The 25,543-nt window shown below is 43.0% G+C and carries 22 protein-coding genes and 1 tRNA gene; 15 read left to right on the forward strand and 8 right to left on the reverse strand.

Going from position 1 to position 25,543, the window contains the following annotated elements; translation table 11 throughout:
• Window positions 1-137: 137 nt before the first annotated feature.
• The 10 genes from H1R16_RS05240 to gap all read left to right on the forward strand — a co-directional run bounded on the left by H1R16_RS05240 (window position 138) and on the right by gap (window position 9,355).
• The gene (locus tag H1R16_RS05240) at window positions 138-2,369 is read left to right on the forward strand and encodes a TonB-dependent siderophore receptor (RefSeq protein ID WP_181887755.1); all 2,232 of its coding nucleotides are present in this window, start codon (window positions 138-140) and stop codon (window positions 2,367-2,369) included.
• A 40-nt stretch (window positions 2,370-2,409) separates the two neighbouring features.
• A complete protein-coding gene (locus H1R16_RS05245; protein WP_181887756.1) occupies window positions 2,410-2,937 on the forward strand; it encodes a hypothetical protein in 528 nt (175 codons plus the stop codon).
• A 78-nt stretch (window positions 2,938-3,015) separates the two neighbouring features.
• Window positions 3,016-4,365 (forward strand): hydroxymethylglutaryl-CoA reductase, degradative, encoded by a 1,350-nt coding sequence (locus tag H1R16_RS05250; RefSeq protein ID WP_259370317.1) that lies wholly within the window; start codon window positions 3,016-3,018, stop codon window positions 4,363-4,365.
• Complete coding sequence (locus tag H1R16_RS05255; RefSeq protein WP_181887758.1) at window positions 4,365-4,535, forward strand: hypothetical protein; 171 nt, start codon at window positions 4,365-4,367, stop codon at window positions 4,533-4,535. The genes H1R16_RS05250 and H1R16_RS05255 overlap by 1 nt, the downstream gene beginning before the upstream one ends.
• 1 nt (window position 4,536) lies before the next feature.
• A complete protein-coding gene (locus H1R16_RS05260) occupies window positions 4,537-4,923 on the forward strand; it encodes a DUF423 domain-containing protein (RefSeq protein ID WP_181887759.1) in 387 nt (128 codons plus the stop codon).
• Between the two features lie 43 nt (window positions 4,924-4,966).
• Entirely contained in the window at window positions 4,967-5,335 is a 369-nt protein-coding gene (locus H1R16_RS05265) for a response regulator (protein WP_181887760.1), read from the forward strand.
• Window positions 5,336-5,341: 6 nt separating this feature from the next.
• The gene (locus H1R16_RS05270; RefSeq protein WP_181887761.1) at window positions 5,342-5,599 is read left to right on the forward strand and encodes a hypothetical protein; all 258 of its coding nucleotides are present in this window, start codon (window positions 5,342-5,344) and stop codon (window positions 5,597-5,599) included.
• A gap of 282 nt (window positions 5,600-5,881) precedes the next feature.
• Complete coding sequence (sucC, locus tag H1R16_RS05275) at window positions 5,882-7,078, forward strand: ADP-forming succinate--CoA ligase subunit beta (RefSeq protein ID WP_181887762.1); 1,197 nt, start codon at window positions 5,882-5,884, stop codon at window positions 7,076-7,078.
• 226 nt (window positions 7,079-7,304) lie between these two features.
• A complete protein-coding gene (gene pfkA, locus H1R16_RS05280) occupies window positions 7,305-8,291 on the forward strand; it encodes a 6-phosphofructokinase (RefSeq protein ID WP_181887763.1) in 987 nt (328 codons plus the stop codon).
• Window positions 8,292-8,350: 59 nt separating this feature from the next.
• Window positions 8,351-9,355, forward strand: coding sequence for a type I glyceraldehyde-3-phosphate dehydrogenase (gap, locus tag H1R16_RS05285; protein ID WP_181887764.1), 1,005 nt, complete (start codon window positions 8,351-8,353; stop codon window positions 9,353-9,355).
• A gap of 91 nt (window positions 9,356-9,446) precedes the next feature.
• On the opposite strand, the gene H1R16_RS05290 is transcribed toward gap, so the two are convergent.
• Window positions 9,447-10,589 carry a DEAD/DEAH box helicase gene (locus tag H1R16_RS05290; protein WP_181887765.1) on the reverse strand — a complete coding sequence of 381 codons (1,143 nt, stop codon included), beginning with the start codon at window positions 10,587-10,589 and terminating at the stop codon, window positions 9,447-9,449.
• 169 nt (window positions 10,590-10,758) lie between these two features.
• Here H1R16_RS05290 and H1R16_RS05295 point away from each other — a divergent pair, with 169 nt between their 5' ends.
• The 3 genes from H1R16_RS05295 (at window position 10,759) to htpG (ending at window position 15,064) form a co-directional block, all read left to right on the forward strand.
• Window positions 10,759-11,964: an oxygenase MpaB family protein gene (locus H1R16_RS05295; RefSeq protein WP_181887766.1), complete on the forward strand. Its 1,206-nt coding sequence runs from the start codon at window positions 10,759-10,761 to the stop codon at window positions 11,962-11,964.
• A gap of 74 nt (window positions 11,965-12,038) precedes the next feature.
• Window positions 12,039-13,040 (forward strand): recombinase RecA, encoded by a 1,002-nt coding sequence (gene recA / locus H1R16_RS05300; protein ID WP_181887767.1) that lies wholly within the window; start codon window positions 12,039-12,041, stop codon window positions 13,038-13,040.
• A gap of 128 nt (window positions 13,041-13,168) precedes the next feature.
• Window positions 13,169-15,064, forward strand: coding sequence for a molecular chaperone HtpG (gene htpG / locus H1R16_RS05305; protein ID WP_181887768.1), 1,896 nt, complete (start codon window positions 13,169-13,171; stop codon window positions 15,062-15,064).
• An 84-nt stretch (window positions 15,065-15,148) separates the two neighbouring features.
• Here htpG and H1R16_RS05310 read toward each other — a convergent pair whose 3' ends face one another.
• A complete protein-coding gene (locus H1R16_RS05310) occupies window positions 15,149-15,454 on the reverse strand; it encodes an MGMT family protein (RefSeq protein WP_181887769.1) in 306 nt (101 codons plus the stop codon).
• A gap of 53 nt (window positions 15,455-15,507) precedes the next feature.
• Here H1R16_RS05310 and H1R16_RS05315 point away from each other — a divergent pair, with 53 nt between their 5' ends.
• Window positions 15,508-16,482: a deoxyhypusine synthase family protein gene (locus H1R16_RS05315; RefSeq protein WP_181887770.1), complete on the forward strand. Its 975-nt coding sequence runs from the start codon at window positions 15,508-15,510 to the stop codon at window positions 16,480-16,482.
• A gap of 73 nt (window positions 16,483-16,555) precedes the next feature.
• On the opposite strand, the gene H1R16_RS05320 is transcribed toward H1R16_RS05315, so the two are convergent.
• The 3 genes from H1R16_RS05320 to H1R16_RS05330 form a co-directional block, all read right to left on the reverse strand.
• Window positions 16,556-16,936, reverse strand: a complete 381-nt coding sequence (locus tag H1R16_RS05320) for a GreA/GreB family elongation factor (protein ID WP_181887771.1) — start codon at window positions 16,934-16,936, stop codon at window positions 16,556-16,558.
• A gap of 316 nt (window positions 16,937-17,252) precedes the next feature.
• Entirely contained in the window at window positions 17,253-17,654 is a 402-nt protein-coding gene (arfB, locus tag H1R16_RS05325; RefSeq protein WP_181887772.1) for an alternative ribosome rescue aminoacyl-tRNA hydrolase ArfB, read from the reverse strand.
• Between the two features lie 8 nt (window positions 17,655-17,662).
• Entirely contained in the window at window positions 17,663-18,694 is a 1,032-nt protein-coding gene (locus H1R16_RS05330) for an AMP-binding protein (protein ID WP_181887773.1), read from the reverse strand.
• A gap of 92 nt (window positions 18,695-18,786) precedes the next feature.
• On the opposite strand from H1R16_RS05330, the gene H1R16_RS05335 reads away from it, so the two are divergent.
• A tRNA-Gln gene (locus tag H1R16_RS05335) sits at window positions 18,787-18,857 on the forward strand.
• A gap of 225 nt (window positions 18,858-19,082) precedes the next feature.
• On the opposite strand, the gene argS is transcribed toward H1R16_RS05335, so the two are convergent.
• From argS to H1R16_RS05350, 3 genes are all read right to left on the reverse strand, one after another.
• Complete coding sequence (gene argS / locus H1R16_RS05340; RefSeq protein WP_181887774.1) at window positions 19,083-20,846, reverse strand: arginine--tRNA ligase; 1,764 nt, start codon at window positions 20,844-20,846, stop codon at window positions 19,083-19,085.
• An 85-nt stretch (window positions 20,847-20,931) separates the two neighbouring features.
• Entirely contained in the window at window positions 20,932-22,359 is a 1,428-nt protein-coding gene (locus H1R16_RS05345) for a SusD/RagB family nutrient-binding outer membrane lipoprotein (protein WP_181887775.1), read from the reverse strand.
• Window positions 22,360-22,375: 16 nt separating this feature from the next.
• Window positions 22,376-25,414, reverse strand: a complete 3,039-nt coding sequence (locus tag H1R16_RS05350; RefSeq protein WP_181887776.1) for a SusC/RagA family TonB-linked outer membrane protein — start codon at window positions 25,412-25,414, stop codon at window positions 22,376-22,378.
• Window positions 25,415-25,543: the final 129 nt, after the last annotated feature.

The following is a 25,543-nucleotide window of genomic DNA, read 5'->3' on the forward strand; positions in this document are numbered from 1 at the left end:
GCAACATTCTCAGTAAAAGGTCTTTATAGTTTTTCTTCTAAAACTATTTAGAATAATTAAAAATAAGCTTGGTCATTACAAGTTGCTTTATTACATTTGCAATCGTTATTTTAATTGATTCTAAATAAAGACTTGAAATGAAAAAGAAACTGGTTTGTATCGGGCTGTTGACTCTGACCCTTCCGGCGTATGCACAGATGAAATTTGTAGAACATTCCGACACTTTGCGGGTTCAGCAAATAGAGGATATTAACCTTCATAAAACCGGCAATCCCAATAATGCGCGAACACTTACCACCAAGTCTAACCTGACGGTAATGGAAAATCCGCAACCTATTGCTATCGTAACCCATGAAATCATAGAGCAGCAGCAGGCAAAACAGTTAAGCGATGTTCTTCAGAATGTAAACGGCCTTTATATTACCTCTTCCCGCGGTAATTCGCAGGACAGTTTTGGTGGCCGGGGATTCAATTTCGGAAACGATAATATTTTCAAGAACGGCGCCCGTGTAAACAGCGGCGTTTTTCCCGAAGTTTCAGGTCTGGAGCGTGTGGAAGTACTGAAAGGCGGAAACGCTATGCTCTACGGAAATGTGGCCGCCGGTGGAGTTGTAAACCTGATCACAAAAAAACCACGTTTCAATTTTGGTGGCAGCATTGGCCTGAACGCCGGCAGCTGGAACACCTACAAACCAACTGTAGATTTTTACGGTCCACTGAGTAAAAATGTGGCCTTCCGGGTGAACGGCACCTTTGAAACTGCCGAGAGTTTCCGTGATGTAGTAGAGTCTCAGAAATATTATTTCAACCCTTCATTACTTTTTAATATTGGCGAAAAATCGCAGATTATTGTTGAAGCCGATTACCTGAAGCATGACCTTACACCAGATTTCGGAATTGGCGCCATTGACAACAAAGACAAATCATACTCGCTGAACACCTTCCTGTCACGCAACGCCTTTCTGGGAACAGACTGGCAGTACCAAAACGTGCAGCAGGCTACTGCGGGCATTACATTTAACCACCAGTTCAGTGATTTCTGGACTCTTAATACTGTGGCCTCCTTCCAGAACTATACAAAAGATTTCTTTTCTACAGAACGTGTTACCTGGTCTTACGACAATGCCGACCGTCTGAAATGGAGCAGGCCACTGAACAAGACTTATAACGAGCAAAACTATTCTTCACTCCAAATTAACCTGAACGGTGAACTGAACACCGGCAAAGTGAACCATAAAATCCTGATCGGCACTGACGGAGATTACGGCATTGCCGATGCCTACACTTTCCGTAATCCGGAAAACGGCAAAAACTACGGAACAAGTTACATCTATGGAAGTAATGGCGGTAACGGTTTACTTTACCTGGACGACCCCTCTACCTGGGCCGGCGGCAGCATGCCACTTGCAGAGAAAAAAGACAGAACGCGCATCCCGACGCAGAGATTTGGAATTTACGCACAGGATTTCATCAGTTTGAATGATCAGTTTAAAGTTCTGGCAGGATTAAGATGGTCCTATATAGAAAGCGAGAGCACGAAAAGAGACTATCTGGCAAATACAGACACCCCGAACGGACTTAATGTAGACCGAGCATTTTCGCCAAAAGGAGGTATAGTTTATATGCCGAATGACAATCTATCTGCATTTGCAACTTACACCAACTCTTTTGTAGCCAATACCGGCTTCGACATATATGATAAAGCGCTGAAACCGTCAATTATAGATCAGTTTGAAGTCGGCATGAAGAAGAATTTCTGGAACAATGCCGTAGCACTCAACCTGACGGTTTATCAGATAGATAACCGTAACTTCTACCAAACAGCTGAATTCACAGCAGATGGAAGTCCCAATTCCGACTCAACAGTTAAGGATTTCGCGGGTAAGATGCGCAGCCGGGGCGTAGAACTGGACATCACCGGAAACCCGCTTCCGAACCTGTCCATCATTGCCGGGGCATCCTATAACCATTCTGTTTATCTGGATACTCCCGAGACCTTCGGTTATGTTGAGAACCAGCGGTTGGTCCGCACACCTGCCACAACGGCCAACGCATCAGTATTTTACACTTTTGACAAATATATGAAGGGACTGAAAATTGGCGGCGGCGTTTACTTTGTGGGAGACCGTATTGCGGGCTGGAATGACACCAAGGAATTACTGGACAGCCGGAACGGCGCCTCCCGTATGCTGGAAGTGGGCGATTATGTGACTGCATCACTAAGTTTTGGCTATGACTGGCAAAAGTTCTCACTGATGGGAAAAGTAGGAAACCTGTTTGACGCTGTAGAGTATAATTACCATGAGAATTACTCGGTAAACCCTATTACACCGCGCAATTATTACCTGACCCTTACCTACAAACTCTAACAATTACTGCACCTGTTCGTTCAGCATTAAAACATTTACTATGGAAAAGAAAAAAAAATCGGGCAATATAAAGTCCACCATGCGCATCCTGCACCGCTATCTGGGTTACTTCACCGCTGGCATTATGGCAGTGTATGCTATAAGTGGTGTGTTGCTCATTTACCGGGATACCAATTTCCTGAAGAAGGAGAATAAGTACGAGGTAGTACTAAAGCCGAATTTAACCGAAAAAGAACTGGCTAAAGAAATCAAGGTCCGTGCTGTTGAATTTGAAGCTGAGGAAGGCGCAATAAGGAAGTTTAAAGACGGCACATACAATGTAAGTACCGGCGAAGCTAAATATTCCAAGATGCAGCTGCCCTATGTGCTGGAGAAGTTTAATGAACTGCACAAATCCACCTCCAAGCACAGGTACGCCTCGCTTAATACGGTTTTTGGACTGGTACTTTTCTTTTTTGTGATTTCCTCGTTCTGGATGTTCAACTTTAAATCCAAAGCCTTCCGGCGCGGAGCGATATATGCCGGAATCGGTTTTATCCTGGCCGTCATTATGGTATTTTTCCAGTAAAATCTATAAATATTAAGGTAAGGAATAGCTGCCTTTTTCTGAACCCTCCCCCGATTGATAGCTGCAAAATCCATATCTTTGGATCTCAAATCATTTTACATGAATCAGCAACCGGTGGAGGGTTTTTCCAAACTTTCAAAGCAGCGCAAAATAGACTGGCTTATTAAAGAATACCTTAGTGATGACCGCAGTTACGAGCAGATTCTTCAGCAGTACTGGAATGGAGACGCTATTTTGCAGAAACTTCATGAAGAGTTCTCGGAGAACACCATCTCCAACTTTTATATGCCTTATGGTATTGCACCCAATTTTCTTATAGACGGTAAACTGCTGGCACTTCCTATGGCGGTTGAAGAAAGTTCAGTAGTAGCCGCAGCCTCCAAAGCCGCGAAATTCTGGATTGACAAGGGAGGTTTTAAAACCACGATTATCAACACGAAAAAACTGGGTCATACCCATTTCATAATTAATGTTGAACCTCACAAACTGCAGCATTTCTTCAATTTCAAACTCAAGAAAAGACTTTTTGAGGCTACTGAAGAGATTACGAAGAATATGCGTAACCGCGGGGGAGGCATTCTGAATATCCGACTCATAGACAAGACTGCGGATCTGGAAAACTATTTCCAGTTAAAAGCAAGTTTCGATACCGTGGATTCCATGGGAGCCAATTTCATCAATTCCTGTCTTGAGCAGTTCGGTAAGACACTGACGGAAGAAGTGGCAAAAGATGAAACCTTTACCCCGGAAGAAAAAGACTCGCTGCAGATTGTGATGAATATCCTTTCCAACTTCACGCCGGACTGTATTGTAAGAGCCGAGGTTTCCTGTAAAATCGAAGACCTGAAAGACGACAGCGGAATTTCCAATGAAGAATTCGCAACTAAATTCAAACGCGCCGTAACGATTGCTGAAATAGAACCTTTCCGCGCGACTACTCATAACAAAGGTATCATGAATGGTGTAGATGCTGTGGTTATTGCCACCGGAAATGACTTCCGCGCTACCGAAGCCTGCGCGCATGCCTATGCAGCAAAAGACGGAAAATACACCAGCCTTACACACTGTACCATTGACGGCGGCGTGTTCCGCTTTTGGATAGACCTACCCATTTCGGTAGGTGTGGTAGGTGGACTTACCAACCTTCACCCGCTCGTTAAATTCTCGCTGGCGCTGCTTGGGAAACCTTCAGCACAGGAATTGATGAGCATTTTGGCCGTATCCGGACTGGCGCAAAATTTTGCCGCCATACGTTCACTGGTTACGACTGGGATCCAGAAAGGCCACATGAAGATGCACTTACTGAATATCCTGAACCAACTTGGAGCCACAGAAGAGGAAAAAAATCATTTCGTGACTTACTTTAAAGATAAGACGGTAACCCATCACGAGGTAATCTCTCAGTTTAACAGTTTAAGAGCGCAATAATGTTCGGAATTATTCTGGCCGGACTTCTGCTGGCGTTCGGTGTGTTTCTGAAAGCAACAAAAGACCCGGGATTTGCGTCAACAAAAAAGTTTTCGTGGTTACTTATCGCCCTGGGCGCAATCACACTGGCGGGAAAACTAATTATCATGTATCAAAAAGGAGAAATATAATATGAAGACATTTACATTGGTTATAGGTGCGGTTTATGGACTGCTGTCGGTAATTTTAGGAGCTTTTGGCGCGCACGCACTGAAGAAGATTATTTCTGCAGAAAAACTTACTAGCTTTGAAACGGGCGTACGGTATCAGATGTACTCTGCCCTGTTCCTGCTGATCGTTGGGTATATCCTGAAATTTGAAAGCCCCTCTGAAAAATGGATCTCGATCCTGATGATTGCAGGTACCTTTATATTCTCATTCAGTATTTATCTGCTCAGCATGAGTGAGGCCTGGAATATGAATTTTAAATTCCTGGGACCCATAACCCCAATTGGAGGTTTGATGATGATTATATCCTGGGCAATGCTGATCTATTATTTTCTGAAAAACCGGGTGTAAATTGTTCATGAGTGCACGGAATGATTATTGACTGCCTTTTAACATGTATAAAAAACGCATTCTGATTCTTGAACCGAAAATACATGTATCCAAAGTATTGGAATCGATTTTAAAGGATGAAGGATATCAATGCAAGACCCGGACTACTACTCACAATCTGCCGGATTTATTGGCAGAATTCCAACCGAATGCAATATTGATAGCCAGACAAATTCCTCCTATGGGAGTGATAAGTGCCATAGAATATATTCGCCAAAGTCCATATGGCAGGCATGCCGCAGTAATTTATATGACAGGTTCGGGTCAATCTATTGCCGAAGCAACATCAGCAGGAGCTAATATCACATTAGCGAAACCACTTGACCTTACCAAGTTTCTGTTTACTTTGGAAAATTTTACAAATTTAAACTGAACCAGCATGTTTTTCATCTTCGGACTGAACAGGAAACCGGTAGGCAAGGAAACACGCAATGTCCGCAAGAATGGCTTTGATGTAAAGGCCATTATTACCGTTTATAAACTGTATATAGAGTTATTTTTCATCCCGCTCATTCCATTAGGCAAGAGGTACAGCATTTACATTCCGCATAGTGATGAATATTATGAGCAGGGCTTCCGCTCCAAAATTCCCGATGAGTACCTGGAGATATGTAAGGATGTGGGCAGGTTGTACTGATGACGCAACGACATGAATAAGGCCCCGCGCCCCGGATTGAACGGCCTGTCTGAGCTCTTTTTGTTAGCTCCGGCCCGAGCGGAGGCGCAAAAAAGCGAGTAGTGAAAGCCGGAATTGGCGCCCAAAGATTACTAAACTGCTGCAGAATTTATTGCGAACTTAAAAGCAATTACCAAATGAAGTTTCGCTGTATAAAAAACTTAGCGTTTTAAGGCTTTCTACTTAGTGCTTTTTTCTTAAATTTGTAAATCCTTAAAAAAATAATAAATTTAATTCAATACTATGAATCTTCACGAGTATCAGTCCAAAGAGATTTTAGCAAAATACGGCGTTAACATTCAGCGCGGTTTTATCGCCAATAATGTAGAGGAGGCAGTAGATGCAGCCAACAAATTAAAAGAAATGACCGGAGGTGCCGAAGGTTGGGTGGTAAAAGCGCAGGTTCACGCAGGTGGCCGTGGTAAAGGCGGCGGTGTAAAATTCTCTCCAAACGTTGAAAAACTGAAGGAAAACGCACAGAGCATTATTGGTATGCAGTTGGTTACTCCACAAACTTCCGCAGAAGGTAAGAAAGTGAATTTCGTACTTGTAGCTGAAGATGTATATTATCCTGGAGCATCTGAAACTAAAGAATTTTACGTTTCTATCCTTCTGGACAGAGCATTAGGGAAAAACACGGTAGTATATTCCACAGAAGGTGGTATGGACATCGAGCATGTAGCCGAGGTAACTCCACACCTTATCCATAAAGAAGTGATTGATCCTGCATTGGGTCTTCAGGGTTTTCAGGCACGTAAGATTGCCTTCAACCTTGGACTTAGCGGCAACGCATTCAAAGAATTCACGAAGTTCATCACCAGCCTGTACAACGCCTATGTAGGTATTGATGCTTCACTTTTCGAAATCAACCCTGTTCTTAAGACATCTGACGATAAAATCATTGCTGTTGATGCTAAAGTAACCCTGGACGGTAACGGACTTTTCCGTCACAAAGACCTGGAAGCACTTAGAGATACACGTGAGGAAGATCCAACAGATGTTGAAGCTGGCGATGCCGGACTTAACTTTGTAAAACTTGACGGCGATGTTGCCTGTATGGTAAACGGTGCCGGTCTTGCAATGGCTACCATGGACATCATTAAACTGTCCGGAGGTAATCCTGCGAACTTCCTGGACGTTGGTGGTACAGCTGATGCTGAAAGAGTACAGAAAGCTTTCGGAATCATACTTAAAGATCCAAACGTAAAAGCGATCCTTATCAACATCTTTGGAGGTATCGTACGTTGTGACCGTGTAGCACAGGGTGTTGTAGATGCTTACAAAGCAATGGGCAGCCTTCCGGTTCCGTTGATCGTAAGACTGCAGGGAACCAACGCTGTAGAAGCAAAACAGCTGATTGACAATTCCGGATTACCCGTACATTCTGCAATCACTTTGGAAGAAGCAGCAAACAAGGTAAAAGAAGTTCTGGCAAACTAAGACTTCAGGCTTTAAAATATTTCAGACAGCTTTCTTACGGAAGCTGTCTTTTTTTGCCTGCCAGTAGCCGGAGATTTTTTCATACCAGATTTTCTAATCTCGAAGTTGGTTTATCTATGAAAACTTCGGCGATTACCTATGAAAATGAGATTAGTAGCATATCTGAAAGGGCGGCTGGTTCTTTGCCATAAATTTCGTAAATTTGCCGTTCGTAACGACTGTATTTATGACAGACTATAAAATAAAGAAAATAGCAGTTCTAACCTCCGGTGGCGATGCCCCGGGAATGAACGCAGCCATTCGTGCAGTCGTGCGGACCTCCAACTATTTCGGATTGGAATGCTATGGAATCCGCGAAGGTTTTAACGGACTTATCGACGGAAACATCACCAAAATGGGTCCGCGATCTGTGAGCAATATCATCAACCTCGGCGGCACCATACTGAGATCAGCCAGATCCGAAGACTTCAGGACTGAGGAAGGCAGGAAAAAAGCTTTTGAACAGTGCCAAAGCAACGGCATCGATGCTTTGGTATGCATAGGCGGCGACGGAACCTTTACAGGAGCGAAAATCTTTAACGAAGAATTCGGCATACAGACAATTGGCGTACCGGGAACTATAGATAATGATATTTTTGGCACCGATACGACCATAGGTTACGACACCGCTCTCAACACAGCGATGGATGCTATAGATAAGATTCGCGACACCGCTACCTCACACAACAGGATATTCTTCGTTGAGGTTATGGGACGCGACGCCGGTTTTATCGCCCTGAATTCCGGTATTGCAACCGGTGCGGTAGACATCCTGATTCCTGAGCAGAAAGACAGTATGGAGGAACTTTTCGACACTTTTGACAAAGCTGCCAAACGCGGTAAGAACTCGAGTGTGGTTGTAGTGGCCGAAGGTGAAAAACTTGGAAATGTTTACGACCTGTCCGAGCAGACCAAAAAAAAATACCCCAATTATGATATCCGTATTGCCGTTTTGGGTCATATACAGCGCGGCGGATCACCAAGCTGCGCCGACCGTGTGCTGGCCAGCCGCCTGGGCTATGGTGCAGTAACAGGACTTATGGAAGGACGTAACAATGTAATGGCCGGCATGAGATCCAACAAACTGGTCTTCACCCCAATTGAAGAAGCTATTAAAAAACACAATACCATTAACAAGGACCTGCTTAAGATATCAGAAATCCTGGCACTTTAGTGAGAAAGGTTCCTAGGTGGAAATCAATGAAAAATCATTAATTATAAATCTAATAAATTATGTCAACAATCAAAGTAGGAATCAACGGATTCGGTAGAATTGGCCGTCTGGTCTTCAGAGCAATGACCGAAAGAGACAACATCGAAGTTGTAGGGATCAATGACCTTATCGATGCTGAGTATATGGCGTATATGCTGAAGTATGATTCTGTACACGGCGAGTTTAAAGGTGACGTTTCCACAGAAGGAAATGACCTTATCGTAAACGGTAAAAAAATCCGAGTAACTGCTGAAAAAGACCCTAACAACCTGAAGTGGAATGAAATCGGTGCTGAATATATCGTTGAATCTACAGGTTTGTTCCTTAGCAAAGACTCTGCACAGGCTCACATCAATGCGGGTGCAAAGAAAGTAATCCTTTCCGCTCCATCTAAAGACGACACGCCGATGTTCGTAATGGGTGTAAACCACATGGACCTTACAGATGATATTAAAATCTTCTCCAATGCTTCCTGTACTACCAACTGTCTTGCGCCACTTGCGAAAGTAATGCATGACAACTTCGGTATTGTTGAAGGTCTTATGACAACTGTTCATGCTACCACTGCAACGCAGAAAACTGTAGACGGACCTTCTGTTAAAGACTGGAGAGGCGGACGTTCTGCACTTAACAACATTATCCCATCCTCTACAGGTGCTGCAAAAGCCGTAGGAAAAGTAATTCCTGAACTGAACGGTAAACTTACAGGTATGTCCTTCCGTGTACCAACGGCCGACGTTTCCGTAGTTGACCTTACAGTGAGACTGGAAAAAGCTACTTCTTACGAAGAGATCTGTGCAGCAATGAAAAAAGCTTCTGAAGGTGAACTCAAAGGAATCCTAGGTTATACTGAAGATGCAGTGGTATCTCAGGATTTCGTAGGCGAAAAGAGAACCTCTGTATTCGACAAGGATGCCGGAATCATGCTTTCTCCAAACTTCGTGAAAGTAGTTTCCTGGTATGACAACGAAATGGGCTACTCCAACAAACTGGTAGATATGCTTGCACACTCAGCTTCTTTGTAAGTACGAGACTATAAATAAGAAATAAACCGCTCCATTGGGGCGGTTTATTTTGCATTTTAGTGAAATAAAAGTATGCTGAGAGAATCACCAATCAGTAACCGTGCAGGTTGATACCGTCTGTGCGTTTCATTTCAATTCTTTTCCCCATCTTTTTCTGGATCACACGGAAATGCGGAAGATCGTCATCCGTCACCAGCGTTATGGCAGTTCCCGACTCGTTTGCACGTCCCGTCCTGCCAATCCGGTGAACATAATCCAGCGGCGACCGCGGCAATTCGTAATTGATAACGACCTCCAGTGATTCAATGTGAATCCCACGTCCAATAAGATCGGTTGCCACCAAAATCCGGGTTTCACCCTCCTTAAAATCCTGGAGATTTCCCGACCTTGAGCCCTGGGATTTTTTCCCGTGAACTGCCGTAGCCGGAATATTATTCTTCTTGAGTTTTTCTGCAAGATGATCGGCAGACCTTGAAGATGACGCGAAGACCAAGGCCTGTTTAATATCCTGTTCCTTGATCAGATACCTTAAAAAAGGACCCTTAGTTTCCGCAGTCACATGGTACGCAATCTGGGTAATTTTATCGAGGTCAACTTCGTTCTGTTTAATTTCAACCACTACCGGATCAATTGTTAAACGGCTTTTAATTTCTTCAACCTTATCGTTCAATGTTGCTGAAAACAGCACCGTTTGCTTTGTGGCAGGCATCATTGAAAAAAGTCTGTTCATTTCTTCTTCAAAGCCCAGTTGGAACATCTTGTCGGCTTCATCAATGACCAAATGGGAAATTTGTGAAATGCTTAAAGCTTTGTTATCAATCAGGTCCAGCAGTCGTCCCGGAGTTGCCACCAAAACTTCCACCCCAAACATCCCTTTCATTTGTGGATTGATGGAAACACCGCCATAAACTGCCATTGTTCTGATTTCCCGCTTTAAATTATCAGTAAACGCTCTGAAAACCTCATCAATCTGAATCACCAGCTCACGCGTTGGAGCCAATACCAGCACCTGAATATTGCGGTCTTTCTTTACCTCTTCATTCTGTAACTTATCCAAAATAGGCATGACAAAACAAGCCGTTTTTCCGGAACCTGTCTGTGCGATTCCCATGAGGTCTTTACCCGACAAAATAACAGGAACCGTTTGTTCCTGTATGAGGAAGGGTTTTAGAAAACCCAACTTTCTGACTGATTTTATGATGTTGTGCGATAAGCCCAAAGATTCAAAAGACATAGAATATATATTTCAGCAAAGATAATCTATTGCACAGGAAACATCACTTCACGCAGACCGCCGTTCTGACGCAATAATGAGAAACACGGCAGGTAATCCGTAACTTTGGTGGCGCAGAGATTGCTGCTCTGATTCTATTTTGAACGCAAACTCACAGAACATCTTCAAAATGAAGGCACGACCTCGATTTTACAGCGCACCGCATTTCAAAACTTTCTGGGAAGAAGGCAACGGGAAAGACCTCCTGGACTGGTCCCGCGCAACGCCCGATATGAACCAATTTAATCAATACGCCCATCTCTACCATGAAGTGGATTCCCTTGGAGACGCCGCGGTGCAGGAAACCTATCTTAAGCTGCCCTATCACGAAGCCTCGGCGCTGGTGGAAAAATATTCAGCATCACCGGTTTCTCCGGCTGAGGAAGCACCGGCTAACCTTAAGCAGCTGTTTCTACAGATGCAGGAAGTTCCGGAATGGTTTAACGCGGATTTGGCGAATGCCGGCGCACGGTTCTGTATGCGCACGGGAACCAACGGGCTTATCATCTTACGGGATTTCACGCTTATGGGCGGGTACGATTTCGCTTTCCTCAACAAACCTTTGGTATTTACGGGTGCACTGAAACGCGGTGCAGTAAAACGCTTAAAGGACACCCTGGAATTTTGGGTTAATGTAACGCGGGAAAATGCGATGCAAACAAATTCGGAGGCATACAGACTCATTGTAAGAACACGGCTGCTGCACGCTTATGCACGGCTGAAGATCCGCCAGAAAAGTGACGACTGGGATTATGAAAACTGGGGCACGCCGATTAATATGTGGGATATGGTGGCTACCTATACAGGCTTCAGTCTTGTATTTATGCAGGGTTTAAGAAAGTTGGGCATCACCATAAGCGACGACGAGGAAAAGGGTGTTTTCCATCTCTGGAAATATATTGGGTACCTGTTGGGCATTCCGGCGGATTATATGCCGGATGACAAGAAAGATGCTGTGGAGCGCTTTTATCTTTGGACAGCTACTCAGGGTGCCGGCGATAAAGATTCGGCCTATCTGGCGAAAGCGCTTTTGGATGAAAATCTGGAATCTACCATTCTCAGATATGATTTCCAGCGTAAGAATCTGCGCTATCTGCACATCTGCTGTAACTGGTATTTACTGGACGAAGATATTAACGAAAGACTTCATATTCCTAAAGTTCCCCTGCCGAATGTTTTCCCTTCAATAATAAGAAGTGCAAATGCCCTTACCCAAAAAATATTCCCTCTCCACAGACCAAAAAGCTACCGGAAACTGGTGGATCTGGGCCATAAACAACAGATGAAAGTGCTTGATGATTACCTGACATATACGCCTAAAGATTTTCACTATTAAAGCACTTTTTTAGCAAAAACATTTTAAGAAAAAGAGCGGAAAATTCCGTATTTTTGAACAAATAAATATTACAGATGAGCAGCATAGAAGATAAGAAAAAAGCACTCTCATTAGTGCTGGATAAATTAGATAAAACATACGGAAAAGGCACCGTAATGACTCTGGGTGACGCATCTGTGGATGATTCCATTGAGGTAATTCCTTCAGGTTCACTGGGTCTGGATCTGGCATTAGGTGTAGGCGGTTATCCGCGTGGCAGGGTAATCGAGATCTATGGTCCGGAATCATCGGGTAAGACTACCCTGACGCTTCATGCCATCGCAGAAGCTCAAAAGGCAGGCGGTATTGCAGCGTTTATCGATGCCGAGCATGCCTTCGACAGGCATTATGCTTCCAAGCTTGGTATCAACCTGGACGACCTTATTATTTCTCAGCCGGACAACGGTGAGCAGGCACTTGAAATCGCCGACAACCTGATCCGTTCAGGCGCGATTGACATTGTAGTTATTGACTCTGTGGCAGCATTGACTCCTAAAGCTGAAATTGAAGGCGAAATGGGTGACTCCAAGATGGGTCTGCACGCACGTCTGATGTCTCAGGCTTTACGTAAACTTACAGCTACGATTTCCCGTACAAAATGTACGGTAATTTTCATTAATCAGCTGAGAGAAAAAATCGGTGTAATGTTCGGAAATCCCGAAACTACTACCGGTGGTAACGCCCTTAAGTTTTATGCATCCGTACGGATCGACATCAGAAAGGCCAGCGCACCAATCAAGACCGGTGACGAAGCTGTAGGAAGCCGTGTAAAGGTGAAGATTGTCAAAAACAAAGTAGCACCTCCGTTCAAGATGGCAGAATTCGACATTATGTATGGCGAAGGTGTTTCCAAAGTGGGAGAAATCCTGGACATGGCTGTGGAAACCGGAATCGTTAAGAAAAGCGGATCATGGTTCAGTTATGACGAAACAAAACTTGGTCAGGGCCGTGATGCGGTTCGCGATATGCTGAAGGACAATCCGGAACTTGCGGAAGAACTGGAAGCAAAAATCAAAGAGGAGATTAAAAACAAATAATATCTTCACAAGTTACAGAGCAGCCTTCAGGCTGCTTTTTTTTGCTTTATTACATAAGTGCCAAAATGTCAGGAATAGCTTCTTGGTACTTAATTTGAAAAAATCAGATCAACAAAAATTAAATAATTATGACTAAAGGAAATATCAATGTGTCGGTGGACAATATTTTCCCACTGATAAAAAAGTTTCTCTACAGTGACCACGAAATATTCCTGCGTGAGCTCATTTCCAACGCTACGGATGCAACATTGAAACTGAAGCACCTGATCAACATTGGTGATGCGAAAACAGAATATGGCAATCCTACTATTGAAGTAAGGATAGATAAAGAAAATAAAAAGCTCCACATCACTGACCAGGGTCTGGGAATGACCGCTGAGGAGGTTGAAAAATACATTAACCAGGTAGCATTTTCAGGTGCCGAGGAGTTCCTGGAGAAATATAAAGACTCTGCCAAAGATTCTGGTATCATCGGTCACTTTGGACTTGGATTTTACTCTGCATTTATGGTTGCTGAAAAAGTAGAGATACTTACAAAATCCTATAAAGAAGGAGAATCTGGCGTTAGATGGACCTGCGACGGCAGCCCGGAATTTACTTTGGAAGAAACTTCTGAAAAAACCGACCGCGGTACCGAAATCATCCTTCATATAGCCGAAGATTCCACAGAATTCCTGGAGGAATCCAGAATCCGTGAACTGCTTCTGAAATACAACAAGTTCATGCCTGTTCCGATTAAGTTCGGGACCAGAACAGAAACCCTTCCTTTGCCCGATGATGCAGCTGAAGATGCAAAGCCGGAAACTCAGGAGGTAGATAATATCATCAACAATCCTACTCCTGCCTGGACTAAAGCACCAGCGGAACTGAAGGACGAAGACTATAAGAATTTCTACCGCGAACTGTACCCGATGCAGTTTGAAGACCCACTCTTCCATATTCACCTGAATGTTGATTATCCTTTCAACCTTACCGGTATCCTGTTCTTCCCGAAACTGGCCAACAACCTGAATATCGAAAAAGATAAGATCCAGCTTTATCAGAATCAGGTATTTGTAACTGACGAGGTGAAAGGCATTGTTCCCGACTTCCTGATGTTGCTGCGAGGGGTAATAGACTCCCCGGACATTCCGCTGAATGTTTCCCGTTCTTACCTGCAGGCAGATGGTGCCGTGAAGAAAATCTCATCCTATATCACGAAGAAAGTTGGGGATAAGATGGCTTCGCTTATCAACGAAAACCGCGAAGATTACGAGTCCAAATGGAACGACATCAAAGTAGTCATTGAATATGGAATGATTTCCGAGGACAAATTCTACGACAAATCAGACAAATTTGCGCTGTATCCGAATGTAGAAGGCAAATATTTCCTTTGGAATGAACTTGAAGAAAAGATCAAGGCCAACCAGACCGATAAGGACGGCAATCTGATTATTCTGTACACGAGCAATGAACATGACCAGCACAGTTACGTTCAGGCAGCAGAGGATAAAGGGTATGAGGTTCTATTACTGGACTCTCCTATAGTACCGCACCTAATCCAGAAACTGGAATCATCGAAAGAAAAAATCCGTTTTGCACGGGTTGATGCAGACCACATCAACAATCTGATCAAGAAAGACGAGCCGGTAATTTCAAAACTGAACGAAACTGAAAAGGAAACACTCAAAAACACCGTTGAAGAAGGCATTTCAGACTCCAAATTTACCGTACAGCTGGAGGATATGGAAAGTACCGATGCGCCATTCATCATCACTCAACCGGAATTTATGCGCCGTATGAAAGACATGCAGGCTACAGGTGGTGGCGGTATGTTCGGTATGGGCGGCTTCCCGGAAATGTATAACTTGGTGGTGAATACCAACAGCGAACTTGCGGGTAAACTGTTAACTGCCGAAGACGCTGACGAAAAAAATGCGCAGATCAAACACGCTTTAGACTTGGCAAAACTGTCGCAGAATCTGCTGAAAGGCAAGGAACTCACTGAGTTTATTCAGAGAAGCTATAAGGAACTGGCGAAATAAACTGAAAATATTATCAGGATACCGTTTCGGCGGCGGCTTCGCCGCCGCCGAAACTTTTTTCAAACCTTTTAAATCTGCAGGATGTTATAATTCTTCTATCGGATTCCAAAATACCTTCCTGAAATCCTTAATCCTGTTACCCACTACCTCAATGCCTTCCGCAGCAAGCTTATCCGAAAATTCCGCTAAACAGCCGGCCGTGATCTGACCAGAAGAATTGCAGACACGGTGCGCCGGAAAATCTTCATCATAATGCCGAAGTGCGTTGCCTACATGCCTGGCATGGTTTGGATACCCAACTGCCCTGGCTACGGCTCCGTAACTGGTTACCCGACCCAGCGGAATAAGCCGGATTATTTCAAAAACCTGCTGACGGAAAGTCTCATCCATACATCAAATTTAAGATTTTATAAATCCTTATCTTTGCATAAAAGTAAAGAAACATGAACAAACCGATTACCGAATTTATAGAAAAATATTATCTCCATTTTAATTCAGCCGCATTGGTTGATGCTTCCAAAGGATATGTTGCCCATTTGAAAGACGGTGGAAAAATGATGATTACTCTGGCCGGAGCAATGTCTACTGCTGAAATCGGCAAGATTTTAGCCGAAATGATCCGTCAGGATAAGGTTGATATTATTTCCTGTACGGGCGCAAACCTGGAGGAGGACCTTATGAATTTAGTAGCACACTCACATTACGAAAGAGTACCGCATTACCGTGACCTTACCGCACAGGATGAATGGGCATTGCTGGAACGTGGATTAAACCGTGTAACAGACACCTGCATCCCTGAAGAGGAAGCATTCCGCCGTTTACAAAAGCATATTGTAGAAATCTGGAAAGATGCTGAAGCCAAAGGTGAAAGGTATTTCCCGCACGAATACATGTATAAAATGCTTTTATCAGGCGTTTTGGAGCAGTATTACGAAATACCGAAGGAGAATTCGTGGATGCTGGCAGCAGCGGAGAAAAACCTGCCAATCGTAGTTCCGGGTTGGGAAGATTCCACCATGGGAAATATTTTCAGCAGCTACTGCATTAAAGGTGAACTGCAGGCTTCTACAATGAAATCGGGTATAGAATACATGATGTTCCTGGCAGACTGGTATCCAAAAAATTCAGGCGGAAAAGGAGTTGGTTTCTTCCAGATTGGCGGTGGAATTGCCGGAGATTTCCCGATCTGCGTAGTACCGATGCTTTACCAGGATATGGAAATGACGGATATTCCGTTCTGGTCTTATTTCTGTCAGATTTCAGATTCTACTACTTCTTACGGATCGTACTCCGGAGCAGTTCCTAACGAGAAAATCACCTGGGGTAAACTGGATATCACTACGCCTAAATTTATTGTTGAAAGTGACGCTACCATCTGCGCACCTCTGATGTTCTCCTATATTTTGGAAAATTCATAAACAGCCCTGTGATTATAAAACAAAAAGTACAGCCTTCCGGGCTGTACTTTTTTTATGCAGTGTATTGGAGTGATTAGTTTTGCCAGTTTTCCACCTTTAGGATTTCAATCTTCCTCTCTCCATCCTGGAAAGGCCATTCAATTACATCGCCTACTTTGTAACCTACGGTCGCCAGAGCCATATCGGAAAGGATTGAAAACTTTTTCTTCTTTGGTTTGGCTTCTGCTACTCCCACAAAAATCAGCTCCTCTTCCCTGTCCAGTGTGTGATCTTTTATCGTTACTTTTCTGTTCACGGTAACCACCTCAGGCGGCAGCTCCCTCCTGCGTACCTGCTGCGCCCCTTTCAGCTCGGCCAGAAGTCGGTTTTCTTCTTCAATGGTTACTTTTTTTCTTCTTAAATGATCTTTAATTACGTCGTAAACTCCTGTTGTTAAAATGATATTCTCGGACATCTTAAATATTTTTTTAGGGATGATGCTGTTACAAACGGCCCTGAGACACTGAACACCGTGAGGCGTCATGTCTGTAGTAACAAATCAAAAAGGGAATAAAAAAAATCGGCAAATTCCCGCCAGGACCCGACGGGTCTAGTAGATGAACTCTTTGGAACTTTTGAGAAATGAATCCATGTGAAGATAAAGCAATGAAGACAGAAGTCTTTGCGAGCGAACACTGTCAAACTTTAAAATAGAGGTGACCATAATTGCTTTTCTGAAAGGCAAATATAGGAATTAAAAAACTATAAAACAAATAGTTAGCATCTCACTGTTAAATCCTGAACCTCCGGTTTTCCTTTTTCTCCGAAATTTGCTTTTTAGCCTGTATCCTTTTCTCCACCTGACGTTTTGAAGGTTTGGTAGCTTTTCGTGGCTTACGTTTTATCAGACATATATTAACCATTTCAACGATTCTGTCCGTAGCTATTTTCTTATTCTGAAGCTGGGTGCGGCTTTCCGAAACGGTAAGCTGCAGCAGGCCTTCCAGGTTAATCCTGTTTTTAAGCCTGGTGCTAATTAACTCTTTTTCTTCCTGGTTGAAGAAAATGCTTTCAGCTACGTTCCAGATTACAGTCACCGACGTTTCCACCTTATTCACGTTCTGGCCGCCCGGACCGCCGCTTCTGGAGGTACGGTAATTCAGCTCTTTTCTAAAGTCCCTTTCAATCAACATTTTTCATTTCATTTAAAAATACTACGTCTATTAATTTTACCGTTGGGCAGGCGCGGAAAAGTGCTTAAAAACATAACATCTTTAGGTACATGGTTTTTTGACAAAGCAGTCCTTATTCCTTTGAAGGCTTCAATAAGACCTGATCTAATTTCGGACGTATTTTCCCCTTCCACAACCACAACCAGTTTCTGGCCAAGCAATATATCCGGAACTCCGCCAACTACAGCCTCTGCATCCAGGTACTGCCTGAGGATACTTTCAACCTGTTCAGGCTGGATTTTAAGCCCACCGGAATTAATTATATTATCGGCCCGTCCTACAAATTTAAACCGGTTAGGACCCTGCAATTCCACCACATCGTTAGTGTGAAGCAGAGATGGAGTAAGGCTTGGTGCTGCGATTTCCAGACATGCCCGTCCATCCTGCGAGATCTTTACCCCGTCCATGACCGTAAAACATTCTTCAGCTTCTGGATAAATCTGTTTCAGTGCAATGTGGGAAAGCGTTTCGGACATGCCGTAAGTTTCAAAAATCCGTGAGGTGGAGGACTCAGGAATATTCTTGCTGATTTTATGTTTCAGACTTTCCGAGACCTGCGCTCCACCAATAATGAGATTTTTTATGAGATGAATTTTATCAAGTGAATTCTCCACCTGCAGAGGCGACATCGCGCAGAAATCAACTCTTTGCTCCAGTTCCTTCAAAGGTTTTGCGCTTGGATTTACAACGTGAAGCTTAAGTTTTCTCTCCAACGCCCGTACTATCATCATCTTTCCTGAGATATACTCCACGGGTAGGCAGACAAGTGCGGAATCTCCTTCCTGAAGCCCCAGAAAATTGCAAGTCATCATGGCGGAATGGCGCATTCTTTTTTTCTCCACATTCAGGACTTTTGGTACACCAGTGGAACCGGAAGTCTGTACCTCTACAGTTTCGGAGGATGAATACCACTTTACTATAAGGTTCAGTACTTTATTTTCAAAATCCGTCTGGGCAGATAAATTATTCAAATTGAATGCATTAAAATTAACCGTCAACATAAGGGGGAATTTTAACTGTATTTTTTTTAATTTTCTTGCGTAAAGATTTTGGAAATTACAAAAATTATTCTACATTTGCACCACAATAATTGAGACCCATGGTGTAACGGTAGCACTTCGGTTTTTGGTACCGCCTGTCGGGGTTCGAATCCCTGTGGGTCTACAATTTTCAATAAACGCTCTGATTTTCAGGGCGTTTTTTGGTTTTGTAAATCTAAACATAGACCGCCAAATATTATCATTGAGCACTACTCAAAAAATTTGTCGCATTTATGATTTTTCGGCTTGTAAGGGCGAAACGGGGTCTTTAGACAATTACATTCCCGAAGCATATTCAAAAAAAAATCAGCCCTGAAGACTGATTTTTGTTTTGAAATCTATTCACAGACTACATTCTGTTTACTATACCTATCCCCAAAAGTTCAAGGGCCTTCTTAATGGTCTTTGCGGTAAGTGCTGAAAGTTCAAGTCTCACCTGCTTTGCCACCTCGTCATGCTGTTTCAGGATGGGGTTATTCTGGTAGAAAGAATTGTAGGCTTTCACCAGATCATAAACATAGTTTGCCACCAACGCAGGACTTAGCGCAGCTGCGGCTTTGCTCACCGACTCACGGTAATTGGCCAACTGCGTAATCAGTTCCTTTTCAGATTCGTTTAATTTATAATCTGACTGGATTGCCTGAGGTATGTATTCAGCCTTCTGAAGCAGTGACTGGATACGTGCATAAGTGTACTGAATGAAGGGACCGGTATTGCCGTTAAAATCGATGCTTTCGGCTGGGTTAAAGAGCATTTTCTTCTTCGGATCTACCTTCAGCATAAAATATTTCAGCGCTCCCAGACCAATCACTTCGTAAGACCTTTCTTTCTCTTCGGGTGAAAGGGTTTCCATTTTGCCTAATTCCTCGGCTTTTTCGCGGGCAGTTACCACCATCTCTTCCATAAGGTCATCGGCATCAACAACTGTCCCCTCACGGGATTTCATCTTTCCTTCGGGAAGCTCCACCATACCATAAGAGAGGTGCTCCAGATTATCTGCCCATTCATAACCCAGCTTCTTCAGTATCTTGAAAAGTATATCGAAATGATAGTCCTGCTCATTGCCTACTGTATAGATCAGTTTTTGTATATTATTCTTCTTGAAACGCTCTACTGCCGTTCCCAGATCCTGGGTCATATACACAGATGTACCGTCGGAACGCAGAAGGAGTTTATGATCCAGACCTTCCTCGGTCAGATCGCACCACACAGAGCCGTCTTCTTTTCTGTAAAGCACGCCTTTAATCAAGCCTTCCTGTATTAGGTCCTTGCCTAAGATATAAGTGTCACTTTCATACTGCACCTGGTCGAAATCCACGCCCAGGCGAGCATAGGTCTGGTTGAAACCATCATAAACCCAGGAGTTCATCTCGGCCCAAAGGTTTCTTACTTTCTCATCGCCCTTTTCCCAATCCAGAAGCATCTTCTGAGCTTCAAGCATAATAGGTGCCTGCTTCTTTGCTGTATCTTCATCGTTCCCGTCTGCCATAAGCTCAGCGATCTCTTTCTTATACTGTTTGTCGAAGGCTACATAATAATTGCCAACAAACTTATCGCCTTTTACACCTGTACCAGCTGCGGTAGTCTGGTCAGCAAACATTTGCCAGGCAAGCATTGATTTGCAGATATGGATTCCGCGGTCATTGATAATCTGGGTCTTGATGACGTTATAACCGTCCGCTTTCAGAATCTGAGCCACGGAGTAACCAAGAAGATTATTGCGGATATGACCCAAGTGCAGCGGTTTGTTTGTATTTGGAGATGAATACTCAACCATCACTGTTTCATCCTTTGGCTCAACCTCGTCAACGGACTTTGTAAGTGAGGCAAAGTTATTCATGAAATGAGCATCGCTGATTTTCACATTCACGAAGCCCTTCACAACGTTGTAGCTCTCAACAAAATCAGTTTCCGTAGTCAGGGCGCTGCCCAACTCCATCCCAATCTGTTCCGGACCTTTTTTTACCAGTTTCACAAGTGGAAAAATAACAACGGTGAAGTCACCGTCAAAAGCTGTCTTATTATCCTGAACCTCAAGTTTCAGATCGTGGATCTGAAATACATTCTGGATGATTTCGGTGATTTTTTGCTGCAGATTATCTTTAATATTCATCGTGGAAAATTGAATCACAAATATAGCGAAATAAAAAAACCACTCCGAAGAGTGGTTTTGAGAATGAATGTAAAAAAAAGAAGTACTAAAATAAATCCCAAAATAGTTTTGTCTGCTGCTCATCACCACCAATTGCAGAAGCAGCCTGGGCAACGTTGGAGCCATTCATTATAGTTTCCCGAACAGGATATGTGAACCGTACAGGTACAGGATTACCGGTAGCAACCGGTAGGTTTAATGCGGGAGCATCATATTTCCTCCACGCAGACCAGGCTTCGAAACCACGGTTATACATAGCAATCCAAAACTGCTTACCTATTTTCTGTCTCCAGGTTCCTGGAGCAGTTGCATAAGCGACATCCGGACGCGCAAGATACGTTGCAATATCAGCAGGATCAATTCCCCAATACTGCATACTGGCAGTAATTCCATTGGTGTAATGTTGTGCCGGTGTTCCGCCTACAACGTATCCTCTTTCACTGGCTTCGGCTAAAAGGAATGAAATCTCCGCAAAATCCATTAAGTCACCAGGAAGATCACGGTTAAAGAAAACGTCGCCTATATGCGTATAATTTGTATATGTATTGAAGTCTCCATATACCCCACCTACATAAGGCGTTTTATTGTCATCAAAGAAAACTGTTCTTCGTGGGTCATCCAATGCATTTAAATAATCAACGAAAGTGTTGGCAGGGACAAAATCCTGTCTGCCGCTTAATACCAGATCAGCGTAAAGTGGATTGGCATTTGCAGTATTATTTTCATAATTCAACACAAAATTATCCGCATTGGAAGCTATAAGACCTGCAGCATAGGCAGCCTCAGCATGAGATTTTGATAGGGCAGGATTTGCATCAGCAATTCTCATGGCAAGCTTAAAACGCAGGGATGCTGCCAGTTTTTTCCATTTGGAAATATCGTTCTGATACACGAAATCAGTTTCAAATCCATCCGAAGTCACATCCATCTGTGCGTGAGCAGCTGTAATTCTGGAAAGCAAATCCTGATAAATTGTAGCAGCATCATCATACTTAGGAGTAGGATTACTTACACCATTCAGGGCTTCACTGTATGGGACATTACCAAAAAGATCAACTAGATTTTGCCACGCGTAAACTTCTACAACAGAAATCATTGCGTCCTGATTTGCTTTTTCGCCGGGTAATAATGACGCATCTGAATTCACGGATTCCTTGGCTTTTTTCAGGTCATACAGCACATTGGTATATATCGCCGTCATGTGAGCATCCGGAATGCCACGGTTACGGATATCATAGTTGGTCTCTTCTACATATTGTGTTTCGGTCCACTGTTGTGCTACCAGCCTGAAGATATTATTGTTCACACTGGTAGAACCTAACTGGTCGAAAAGACTTTTAGTTCCGTTCGTAAAGAGAAAACTGGCAGGTACCTCAGTCGGATTTTTAGGATCAACATTCAGAGCTGCATAGTCTTCATCTGTACATGAGAATAATGTACACGCAGCAAGTGCTCCAATTATTATTTTTTTCATTTTAAGTAATTTAAATTTAGAATTCAACTTTTACACTGGCCCCAATTTCCTTGAAAGCAGGGTGGGCACCGTTTTGGAAACCAAAGGCGTTACCGCCAGCCGACAGTCCCGCTTCTGGGTCAGAATATGGCATGTTCTTATGGATTATCCAAAGGTTTCTTCCAATTAATGATAAGGTCATGTTGTCAACAAATGAATTTCCGAATATCTCTTTTGGCATCCTGTATGACAAAGTAACATTTCTTAATTTCACAAAGGAGCCATCATACACGTGCATCGCTTCCGGACCACCATAATAACCGTACGCATTGGTATAATTGCTCATTTGCGTCCTTATGTCATTTGGTGAACCGTCGGCTTTTACACCTGGAAGAATTACACCGCCGCCATTTGCGATAGAGTTACGTACCGGATTTCCTAAATCATTAAGACCGGCGGTTTCTTCATATAAGCCAGTTGACAGACCGAAAGCCATGTCTTGGGAATAGATATCACCACCCTGTTTAAAGTCTATCAGAAAGCTTAAGCTAAGATTTTTGTATCTGAAGGAATTCATTATACCACCTCTCCAATCGGCAACAGCGTCACCAATAATTTCCTGAGGATTATCTCCTGTAAGATATTTACCGTTTGTGCCAACTACTCTTTGTCCGTTCAGATAAACATAGTTTGTTCCACGAATCGTACCGGTGGACTCTCCTATTCTTGCACCGGTGGTTACATTCCACATAGAAGCAAATTCAAGAAACTCACTATCTCCATATATACTTGTCACACGGGAGTCATTCGTAGCCCAGTTAGCCGTCATTTCCCACGTGAAATCCGTGGTTTTAACAGGAACAACTGTCAATCTTGCTTCCACCCCTTTATTCTCAATGCTACCGGAATTCACCCACATTCTGGTAAAGCCGGAAGTAGCGGAAACATCAGTAGGCGTAATGAGGTCCTGAGTATCCTGCTTATATACAGAAAGATCAAAACTAACACGGTTTCTTAAGAACGCCATCTCCAGTCCCCCTTCAATTTCATTCATAAATTCCGGTTTCAGGAATGGGTTATTGGTAGTTTGTGGCGATGTTGCACTAAACGAACCGTTAAATCCAGGGATAAAAGCGTAGGTATTTTGCAGGTTATATGCACCAGTATCATTACCTACTTTAGCATAATTGAATCTCAGTTTACCAAAATTAATAATGTCTCGGTTTTCCAGCAGTTCACTAAACACCAAACTGGCAGAGCCTGAATAATACCAATACCTCATATTATCAATCGGCAGTGCAGAAGATCGGTCCGTTCTAACTGAACCATCGACAAAAATCATATTCCGATAACCCAAACTTGCCTGAGCAAAAATACCGTCAACACTCTTTTTTATCTCAAAATCGTTTACGTTATCTTCAGTTAGAGGCTCAGCTGTGTTAGTAATTGAAAAAAGGCCCGGAACTTTAAGTCCGCCATTGGTGGTGGCATCGTTACCCACACGTCCCTGTCTTCTGTAATTGAAACCTAAATTAGCGTTTATATTGAAATCCTCACCAAAATCCTTGTCAACATTAAGAATTGCATCATAATTCATTTCATAAACCCGGTGATTCATGAAATAATATTCACCATTACCTCCATTTGAAAGCCGACCCTGATCCGACGAGCCTTTCTCCACACGCTCTTCCTGAAGTTCATTAAAGCTGTCAAAAGTGTAACGGCCAAGTAAACTTAACCAATCTGTAAACTGATATTTCGCGCCAAAATTCCCGAAGTACCGGTCACGGTTGTCCGTTTGGTAATTCTTGATTCTGTTAAAGAAATAATTATCCGAATAACCCACATCCTGACTTTCAAAATCCTGTAAATTCCAGGTAATGTTTTGGTCAGTAAGGAAAAACGCTTCCCTTTGTTTATTCATATCCACGGACATATTCCACCATTGTCTGAATCCCTGCATAGGATTTCTTGATTCATAGCCGGTGTAAACTCTTCCCTTACCTTTTGTATTCGAATATGTAATGTTACCAAACACATTAAGTTTTTCAGTAAAATTGTAATCCGCTGAGAAATCAAGGGTATTTCTCTTTAACTCACTGTTGATTAAAGCACCATTCTGAAGAAAGTTTGTAAAGCCCAACCTGAAAGCTCCATCGTCATTTCCACCTGAAAATGCAATAGAGTTTTGAAAAGTAGCTGCCGTTTCCCAGATTGAATTCGGATCGGCACCTGCTACAAATGGTGTAGGTTGCAGATATCCTGGCAACTGCGGATACTGAGAATCCCAGTTATACACCATAAGATTAGGGTTGAACGCACTTCCGAATGAAGCATCATCATAAGTATAAACAATATTATCGTCCAAAATTCCGTCCCCATTAATATCGGGATAGCCATTAGCTGGATCTAATTCATAGAATGAAGATCCCACATAACCACCACCATATTCATGCTGATATTTTGGCAATGTTGATTTGTCTGCATATCCCAATGTAGTTGAACTGTTAAATTCAACTCCGATTTTACTACTGCGCTTACCTTTTTTAGTGGTAATCATAATAACACCATTCATACCTCTAGATCCATACAATACGCTGGCAGCCGCACCCTTAAGCACATTTACACTTTCAATGTCGTTTGGGTTAATATCGGCCATCCCGTTCGCATAATCGTAACCACCACCGCCGGAATCTATACCAGACTGGCTGTATGATGAGTTATTAATGGGGGTCCCATCAACGACAATCAGAGGCTGATTACTTGATGTTAATGATTTAATTCCACGAATAACCAAATTAGTTGATCCGCCCATCGTACTGGATTGCTGCACATTGAGACCAGCTACCTGTCCTGCAAGAGCATCGGATACATTGGCTACAGGTGCCGATGCAACCTGATCACCCTTCACTTCGGTTGTAGAATAGCCTAATGATCTTTTCTCCCGCTTGATTCCGAGAGCTGTAACAACAACTCCTTCAATCTCCTGCGTTCTGAGGGTGTCCTGTTGCGCACTTACTACTGTAAATGATGCAGTTAGGACCACTGCTAAAACACTTGCTGTTAATTTTTTCATATCAGTTTTGATTTTACGATAAACAAAAAAAGATATAATATTTAACATAGCCAAGGAATTTCTTAATATTTCCTTAATATTTTTATGTGTTAGGCATGGAATTACCCAATTCACTACCATAATAATATA

Source organism: Marnyiella aurantia, assembly GCF_014041915.1.
GTDB classification, from domain to species: domain Bacteria; phylum Bacteroidota; class Bacteroidia; order Flavobacteriales; family Weeksellaceae; genus Marnyiella; species Marnyiella aurantia.

What these genes read in the sequence shown, in the direction of transcription:
- gap (WP_181887764.1), top strand. Translation starts at nt 8,351, where the DNA reads ATGTCAACAATCAAAGTAGGAATCAACGGATTCGGTAGAATTGGCCGT.
- sucC (WP_181887762.1), top strand. Translation starts at nt 5,882, where the DNA reads ATGAATCTTCACGAGTATCAGTCCAAAGAGATTTTAGCAAAATACGGC.
- H1R16_RS05295 (WP_181887766.1), top strand. Translation starts at nt 10,759, where the DNA reads ATGAAGGCACGACCTCGATTTTACAGCGCACCGCATTTCAAAACTTTC.
- htpG (WP_181887768.1), top strand. Translation starts at nt 13,169, where the DNA reads ATGACTAAAGGAAATATCAATGTGTCGGTGGACAATATTTTCCCACTG.
- pfkA (WP_181887763.1), top strand. Translation starts at nt 7,305, where the DNA reads ATGACAGACTATAAAATAAAGAAAATAGCAGTTCTAACCTCCGGTGGC.
- H1R16_RS05345 (WP_181887775.1), bottom strand. Translation starts at nt 22,359, where the DNA reads ATGAAAAAAATAATAATTGGAGCACTTGCTGCGTGTACATTATTCTCA.
- H1R16_RS05240 (WP_181887755.1), top strand. Translation starts at nt 138, where the DNA reads ATGAAAAAGAAACTGGTTTGTATCGGGCTGTTGACTCTGACCCTTCCG.
- H1R16_RS05260 (WP_181887759.1), top strand. Translation starts at nt 4,537, where the DNA reads ATGAAGACATTTACATTGGTTATAGGTGCGGTTTATGGACTGCTGTCG.
- H1R16_RS05330 (WP_181887773.1), bottom strand. Translation starts at nt 18,694, where the DNA reads ATGTTGACGGTTAATTTTAATGCATTCAATTTGAATAATTTATCTGCC.
- H1R16_RS05245 (WP_181887756.1), top strand. Translation starts at nt 2,410, where the DNA reads ATGGAAAAGAAAAAAAAATCGGGCAATATAAAGTCCACCATGCGCATC.
- recA (WP_181887767.1), top strand. Translation starts at nt 12,039, where the DNA reads ATGAGCAGCATAGAAGATAAGAAAAAAGCACTCTCATTAGTGCTGGAT.
- H1R16_RS05320 (WP_181887771.1), bottom strand. Translation starts at nt 16,936, where the DNA reads ATGTCCGAGAATATCATTTTAACAACAGGAGTTTACGACGTAATTAAA.
- argS (WP_181887774.1), bottom strand. Translation starts at nt 20,846, where the DNA reads ATGAATATTAAAGATAATCTGCAGCAAAAAATCACCGAAATCATCCAG.
- H1R16_RS05350 (WP_181887776.1), bottom strand. Translation starts at nt 25,414, where the DNA reads ATGAAAAAATTAACAGCAAGTGTTTTAGCAGTGGTCCTAACTGCATCA.
- H1R16_RS05255 (WP_181887758.1), top strand. Translation starts at nt 4,365, where the DNA reads ATGTTCGGAATTATTCTGGCCGGACTTCTGCTGGCGTTCGGTGTGTTT.
- H1R16_RS05290 (WP_181887765.1), bottom strand. Translation starts at nt 10,589, where the DNA reads ATGTCTTTTGAATCTTTGGGCTTATCGCACAACATCATAAAATCAGTC.
- H1R16_RS05265 (WP_181887760.1), top strand. Translation starts at nt 4,967, where the DNA reads ATGTATAAAAAACGCATTCTGATTCTTGAACCGAAAATACATGTATCC.
- H1R16_RS05310 (WP_181887769.1), bottom strand. Translation starts at nt 15,454, where the DNA reads ATGGATGAGACTTTCCGTCAGCAGGTTTTTGAAATAATCCGGCTTATT.
- arfB (WP_181887772.1), bottom strand. Translation starts at nt 17,654, where the DNA reads ATGTTGATTGAAAGGGACTTTAGAAAAGAGCTGAATTACCGTACCTCC.
- H1R16_RS05270 (WP_181887761.1), top strand. Translation starts at nt 5,342, where the DNA reads ATGTTTTTCATCTTCGGACTGAACAGGAAACCGGTAGGCAAGGAAACA.
- H1R16_RS05315 (WP_181887770.1), top strand. Translation starts at nt 15,508, where the DNA reads ATGAACAAACCGATTACCGAATTTATAGAAAAATATTATCTCCATTTT.